This is a genomic window from Amycolatopsis sp. NPDC041971 (genome assembly GCF_055588925.1).
In genome coordinates this window covers 234,256-240,580 of record NZ_JBVJCE010000016.1, presented here as the reverse complement: position 1 = coordinate 240,580, position 6,325 = coordinate 234,256, and the positions used below count along the sequence as shown (strand labels likewise).

Below are 6,325 nucleotides of genomic sequence, written 5' to 3'. Positions count from 1 at the left end.
CTCTCGTCGAGGCCGGTCGACCGCGCCATTCTTCATAGCCGGAGCGGGATACGTTCAACACCCGGCAGGCCACCGCGACGTCGATACCGTCCGCGGCGAGTTCGTGGACCAGCGGGAACGTTACTTTGGGAGGATGTTCTCCCGCGCGAAGTACGCGGCCGCGCGTTTCAGGATCTCATTCTCCAGCTCCAGCTGCCGGTTCTTGCGGCGCAGCTCGGCGAGTTCTCTTTTCTCCGTGCTGGTCAGCTTCGTCGCCGAGCCGGTCTCATCCGTGTCGGCCTGGGCCATCCAGTTCCGCAGGCAGGACTCGCTGATCCCGAGATCTTTCGCCAGCGCGTCGACCGGTTTGTCGCCCAGACGGGCCAGCTCGACGGCACGCTGACGAAACTCAGGCGGATGTGGTGCAGGCACGAGAACATCCTCCCTGGTGACCGGCGGTCACCTCAGGTGAGGTGTCCGGACAACCGGGGGAAGCTCACCTTTCAGTCCGTCGCAGACCACGAAGAACACATCGCCCAGACCACGGTTCTTCATGTCCACCAACACTTGCATCCAGAACTTCGCGCCCTCGCCACCCTGGCCGGCCCACAGCCCGAGCACATCCCGGCGACCCTCCAGCGTGACACCGATCGCCGGGCTCTGACCTACTTTCGGTGGTGCTGTCCGAGGAGGATGCGGTGGCTTAGAAGAGCGATTCCGGCTCTTCCGTACATCTGCCGCTTGAGGAGCTTCGTTTTGGTGTTCACGCCTTCAGTTCGCCCATTGTGGTGATCGAGTGTGATCGCAGCTGTGACGGCGTCGATGTCCTGCTCGATGCCTCGGGCGAAGGAGTGCACGTGGGGTAGATCCGCCTCGCGTGCGCCGGTGGTCCATACCGCCAGCCGGGCAGAGTTGTCCTTGCTGGGAGCGAGCAGGTGCAGCGAAGGACCGCACAACCTTGGCCAGCGCCGCCATTTCGGGGCATGCCGCGGCAAGATTTTCGAGACGTTCGCGTTGCCGTCCGGTGAGATTCTCGGGCCGGGTCAGCAGCAGCCGGGCGGCCCGACGTGGCGAGAGGTGCGGACGCTCGTCGAGGTGCCGCCCCTGGTTCAGGTACCGCACAAGGAGATTCTGGCTACCGTTGTAGCCCAGAACGCGAATTTCGCCCAGCAGCGCGGTTGCCCCCACACCCGGCTCCTGTTCACGGCGGGCGCGTAGGTGGTCCCGGTACGGGTCGACCATGCAGGCCCGGTACTTGGGGACTCGCTGGATGCGCTCCGGTGTCGCCACGCGGGCGTAACGCTTGACTGTGTTCAGCGCCAGACCGAGACGGCGTGAGCAGTCCAGCAGCCCGACTCAAGCCTCGAGCTTGCACACGTCCGGAAGGACCCGTGATCAGCACCGCCGAGGCTCCTGGGCCGACAGGGAAGTTGCGGCGCATACGGTTGCGGGCCTGAGGTCCTGAGGTTCAGGGACGTGTCGCTTCCCGGCGCCGGGTGTGGAGACGGGGACGGTTGTCCGCTCGAGCGTGGGCAGGATCAACGATCCTTGCCGACATCGATGCCCAGGCAGCACTGCTGGCGGACAAGCGGGTACTACTCGTGCTGGACAGCGCCCACAGCGCCGAGCAGATCCGGCCACTCCTGCCCGGCGCCGCGGGCTGCATGGTGGTGGTCACCAGCCGCGACAGCCTCAGCGCTGCCCACCTCGGCCTCGGCCACGCCGAAGGCGGCCTGCTCCTGCGCCGCCATGCCAGAGACCTGTAGGACGACACCGGTTACCTACACAAGGCCGCCGAAGTCCGCCATCGTCTCCACGACGCTCAAACCCCGCCCTGAGCCCCTGCACGCTTCTATTGAGGGAAAGGCGAAGGTGGCGTGTCTGGTCGAGCGAGCATTGGTTTCGATGACCGAGTCCGCGACCGGCACCTTGTAAGTGTGGAGGTTTCGGGACGCCCAATGTCCCCAATCCTCCACACTCAAATACACGGGAGCGGGCGTGTCTGGTTCCGGGCGGAGAGCCACTTGGACGTCGTCGCAGGCTACCTGCGAGGTTTTCTCGGGCGAGTGCTGAGCCAAGCGGGTGTCGCGTGACTCCTCACAGTTGTTCGAGTTGGGCATCCTTTGTGGACTCGTAGAACTCGTGCACCGCGGACAGCTCGGCCGAGGTCAGCTCGACGTCCAGCGCGCGCAGGGTGTCGGCGAGCCGGTCGGCGGTGATCTCAGTGGTCTCGAGACTACCATCGGCGTACTCGGTGACGAGCCGGCGTCCGACGAACTTCCGCCCCACCCCCTCGGCCAACCGCATCACTACCAGCTGGCCGGTGAACGGCGAGCGAGGGTGGGTGGAGGTGTAATGGTGGAACACCTCGTAGTCGACCTGTCTGGCGGGCAAACCGAGGGTGGCGTGCAGCGTGTCCCAGCCTTCGGCTGCGCGTTTCTCGAACAGCCATTGACCGTCTTCCTGGCGGATCCGGTGCCGCCAGCCCGCCTGGTCCACCTCGGCGCCGTCGATCAGCGGGGTCGGGTGCAGCACCCAGGCGCCGAAGCCGACGTCCGCCAGATACTCGACGCCGTCGACGGGCACCACCACCAGCATGTGGGTGTACGAACCATTCGCCCGGTCCGGCCGCACCCTGGCGAAGCTGCGCCGCACGGCGAAACCGAGCTCCTCTAGCGCCGCGGCGAACAGCAGGCTGTGCTCGTAGCAGTAGCCGCCGCGGTTCCGACGGACTAGCTTGTCCATGATGGCCCTCAGTTCGATGCCGCGGTGCCGTCGCAGCACCACGTCGATGTTCTCGAACGGGATGGCCCGGACATGCGCGGCGTGCAGCGAGCGCAGCGTCTTCGCGGACGGCTCGGCGCGCGGGTGGCCGATCCGTCCCAGATAGGCGTCCAGGTCGAAGGCGGTGGTGTCGAAGCGGGCCACCGGGTCGGTGACCGGAAACCGCCCTTCGACTACGGCGTCACGGGCACTCATGAAGACACAGGAAGGGTCAGGTGTGAGGCGCGGACGCTGTCGTGGAAGACCGTTTGGGACGCCGGACGACCTTCGAACGCGCTCGCGTCGGACGGCCTGGTGCCGGTGTTGGGGTTGACGTCGTAGAGGGGGAAGCTGCTGCCGGCGATTTCGAGGCGGAGCCGGTGGCCGGGCGCCACCAGTGCGGCGGTCGAACCCACCTTGATCCGGTAGTTGTGCACCTCGTCCACCTTGACCGGTCCGTCCGGGCTGAACCGGGCGCGCAGTGCGCCGTCGCACAGGTTCACGGCGGTGCCGTCGGGGAAGACGTCCACCAGTTTGACCATCCAGTCCGCGTCCGGGGTGTCGATGGCCGCGTACAACGTCAGCCAGACGGTGCCGATCACCTCGAAGGGCTCGGTCACCGGAGCCGTGGTGTACACCAGCACGTCGTTGCGGGCCTCGACCGGCCGCTGATCGACCGGTCCCACCGGGACGATCGCCGCGTCGGCCGACGCCCGCCCGCCGAGGCTGGGCACCGGAATGGCCGGAATCGACACGAACACGTCCGGCTGTTCGTCGCCAGGGTTGTGCCGGTCGAGCATACCGTCCCCGGACACCGAATTCGCGCCGTGCCCGCGGTTCGCGCCGGAGTGCAGGAACCATCGCTGCTCCCGGGTACCCGGCGGTGGCCACGCGGCCGCCTCCCGCCATCTGTTGGCCCCCATCACAAACAGCTTGACCGGCGGGCTGTCCGGCTCATCGTCCCGGCCGGAGAGCCAATGCTCGAACCACTCCAACTGGGCGAGGTCCATGGTGTTGTGCGCCTCTTCACCGAAGTCGCTCCGGCCGGTGGTCGCGGACCACGGCACGTGCGCCCATGGCCCGATGACCAGCCGCTGTACCGCGCCCTGCTCGGCCAACCGCGCGTAGTTCTCCAGCGTGCCTTCGACGAAGGTGTCGTACCAGCCACCGAAGTGCAGTTGTGGCACGGTCATCCGGTCGTAGCGCGCACGCACCGAGACCGCTTGCCAGTACTCGTCCCAGGTGTCGTGCTCCAGCCAGTCGAAGAAGTAGCCGATGCCTGCCTTGCGCAGCTCCTCGAACTCCGCGAGCGGTCGCCGTCCGAACGCACCCGGCAGTTCTCCCGCGGCCTTGGCAACGGCCAGTGCGTCCGCGTGCCTGCCGTCGCGTACCGCGTCCTGGGCACCGAGCATCTGCAAGGTCCACGACAACACGAAGGCGAGGTTGAGCGCACCTCCGGTGTAGGTCCAGCCCTCGTAGAAGTCGCTGGAGGTGAACCCCGGCGCCGTGCACACCAGTCCGTCCGGCTGTTCGGCCGCGGCGAGGAGTTGCGCCGCACCGGCATACGAGAAACCGTACGTCGCGACCTGTCCGGTACCGCCGGCGAGCCTGGCCGCCCAGCGAACCGTGTCCGCCCCGTCCGCCGCCTCATGCCGGAACGGGTCGAACACGCCCCCCGAGCCGAACCGGCCTCTGGTGTCCTGGACGACGACGATGTACCCGCGTCTGGCGTACCAGGACGGATGCCGGTACACGACGGTCTGCGCGACCTCCTTGCCGTACGGCGTCCGCTGCACCAGCACGGGATACGGACCACCGTGCCGCGGGCGGTGGACATCCGCCCGCAGTACGGTGCCGTCCCGCATGGGAACGGCGACGCCACGCTCTACCACGACGTCCGCGGTGGCCTTCACGGCAACCGGACCGACTGGCTGTGCCGAAACACGTTACGAGGGTCGTATGCCGCCTTCGCGGCCTGCAACCTGCGGTAGTTGTCCGTGTAGTACAACGTGTGCCACGGGACGCCGGACCGGTTGTACGCCGGGTCGTTCAGATCGATGTCGGGGTAGTTGAGGTAACAGCCGTCGGTGACCGCGTCGGGAACCGGGACGCCACCGGTCGCGCCATAGGACTCGTAGTAGAAGTCCCTCAACCAGCGGATGTTCGCGGCGTCGTCCGCCTTGTCGTTCCAGTAGGACAGGTACAGGACCTTGAACGCCGAGTCGCGGTGCGCGAACGCGGTGTCGCTCCGGCCGACCGAGTTGATCTTGCCGCCGTAGCTGCTGACCATGAGTTGCGCCCGAGGGTTGTGGAAGTCCGTTCGAGTCAGGTGCTTGTACCACCCGGCGATCTGCTGATCGGTGTAACGAGCACGGTTGAAGGCCGACTTGAAGTCGCCGCGTAACGTCGGGTCGGCGAGGATCGGGTTGGCCGCACCGAGGTACTTGGTCGCCTGCAGCCACGGCAAGCGTTGCGGTACCTCGAATTCCGGTGCGGGAGCGAACTCACCCATCGCATTGGTCAACGGTCCATGCCGCAGGGTCACCCCGCGGGTGACGTCGGCGAGGAAGTCCGCGTACAGCTTCTCGGGATTCTTCGCGTTACCGGACACCTGCGTCAGCAGCCCGATTTGCCCGTTGGACTGGTGATTGAGGTTGAGGTAGCTGAACAAGGCGCTCTCCGGTTTTCCCGGCGCCGCATGCCGCACGTGCCAGTCACCGAAGTTGGCGGCGATGGTGGCGAAGTCCTTCTCCGTCAACGTTTCCCATGGCCACGAGATCGCCGCGAGCAGCACTTCGGCAGGCGGGCGGGGCAGCAGTCCGACCGGGTCGGCGCCGGTCGCGTCCTTGGTCCGGAACCAATACCGGGTGACCACACCGAAGTTTCCGCCGCCGCCACCGGTATTCGCCCACCACAGCTCCCGGTTCACGTCTCCGGCGTCCGAGGTCGCGATGACCGCACGCGCCTTGCCGTTGACGTCGACCCGGACGACTTCGACGGCGTACAGGTGGTCGACACTCAAGCCGAGTTCCCGGCACAGGACGCCCCACCCGCCACCACTGATGTGCCCGCCGACGCCGACCGTGGCGCACTGGCCCGCCGGGATGGTCACGCCCCAGATCCGGTACAGCTTCTCGTAGACGTCCAGCAGAGTCGCGCCTCCGCCGACCGAGAACGCGCGCATCGCGGGGTCGAACGCGACCTGGTCGAGCTCGGACAGGTTGATCACCACCTGGACGTCCGAGTTGAAGACGAAGTCCTCGTAGCAATGTCCGCCGCCCTGCACGGTCAGCCGCTTCCCCTGGTCGACCGCGAGCTGCACGGCGGCGACCACGTCCGCGGTCGACCGGGCCACGTGCACTCTCTCCGGGTTGCCGACCCACCGCTGGTTCGTGCCCCGGACCAAGTCCTGATATCTCGCATCGGCGGGCCGGACCACCACGGAGCCGGTCTGCCGGTCGGCCGGGGCATCGGTGGCCGCGGCCGCGGCCTGTGGCAACCCGACGGCCACCGCTGCCGCGCCGGTACCGACCAGGAAACTACGCCGATTATGTCCGATGTGCTTGTCGGTCATCGTACTGAC

At 67.1% G+C, this 6,325-nt stretch carries 5 protein-coding genes and 2 pseudogenes; 1 reads left to right on the top strand and 6 read right to left on the bottom strand.

What is annotated here, in order from left to right:
- Window positions 1-120: 120 nt before the first annotated feature.
- From ACZ6DT_RS29105 to ACZ6DT_RS29095, 3 genes and pseudogenes are all read right to left on the bottom strand, one after another.
- Window positions 121-411: a transposase gene (locus ACZ6DT_RS29105; protein WP_465601132.1), complete on the bottom strand. Its 291-nt coding sequence runs from the start codon at window positions 409-411 to the stop codon at window positions 121-123.
- 48 nt (window positions 412-459) lie between these two features.
- Window positions 460-633 (bottom strand): annotated as a pseudogene (locus ACZ6DT_RS29100) (transposase); the annotation flags it as partial.
- An 11-nt stretch (window positions 634-644) separates the two neighbouring features.
- Window positions 645-1,335, bottom strand: a pseudogene (locus ACZ6DT_RS29095) (ISL3 family transposase); the annotation flags it as partial.
- A gap of 140 nt (window positions 1,336-1,475) precedes the next feature.
- Between ACZ6DT_RS29095 and ACZ6DT_RS29090 the strand changes: the two are divergent.
- Complete coding sequence (locus ACZ6DT_RS29090; protein ID WP_465601130.1) at window positions 1,476-1,745, top strand: hypothetical protein; 270 nt, start codon at window positions 1,476-1,478, stop codon at window positions 1,743-1,745.
- Between the two features lie 331 nt (window positions 1,746-2,076).
- Here ACZ6DT_RS29090 and ACZ6DT_RS29085 read toward each other — a convergent pair whose 3' ends face one another.
- From ACZ6DT_RS29085 to ACZ6DT_RS29075, 3 genes are read right to left on the bottom strand one after another with little or no spacing between them, the layout of a single operon-like run.
- Window positions 2,077-2,958, bottom strand: coding sequence for an arylamine N-acetyltransferase family protein (locus ACZ6DT_RS29085; RefSeq protein WP_465601127.1), 882 nt, complete (start codon window positions 2,956-2,958; stop codon window positions 2,077-2,079).
- Window positions 2,955-4,655 carry a CocE/NonD family hydrolase gene (locus ACZ6DT_RS29080; RefSeq protein ID WP_465601124.1) on the bottom strand — a complete coding sequence of 567 codons (1,701 nt, stop codon included), beginning with the start codon at window positions 4,653-4,655 and terminating at the stop codon, window positions 2,955-2,957. Before ACZ6DT_RS29080 ends, ACZ6DT_RS29085 begins: the two co-directional genes overlap by 4 nt.
- Entirely contained in the window at window positions 4,652-6,316 is a 1,665-nt protein-coding gene (locus tag ACZ6DT_RS29075; RefSeq protein ID WP_465601121.1) for an FAD-binding oxidoreductase, read from the bottom strand. Before ACZ6DT_RS29075 ends, ACZ6DT_RS29080 begins: the two co-directional genes overlap by 4 nt.
- Window positions 6,317-6,325 lie beyond the last annotated feature (9 nt).

Excerpts from the sequence above, each read along its gene's own strand:
- ACZ6DT_RS29085 (WP_465601127.1), bottom strand. The coding sequence starts at position 2,958 with ATGAGTGCCCGTGACGCCGTAGTCGAAGGGCGGTTTCCGGTCACCGAC.
- ACZ6DT_RS29075 (WP_465601121.1), bottom strand. The coding sequence starts at position 6,316 with ATGACCGACAAGCACATCGGACATAATCGGCGTAGTTTCCTGGTCGGT.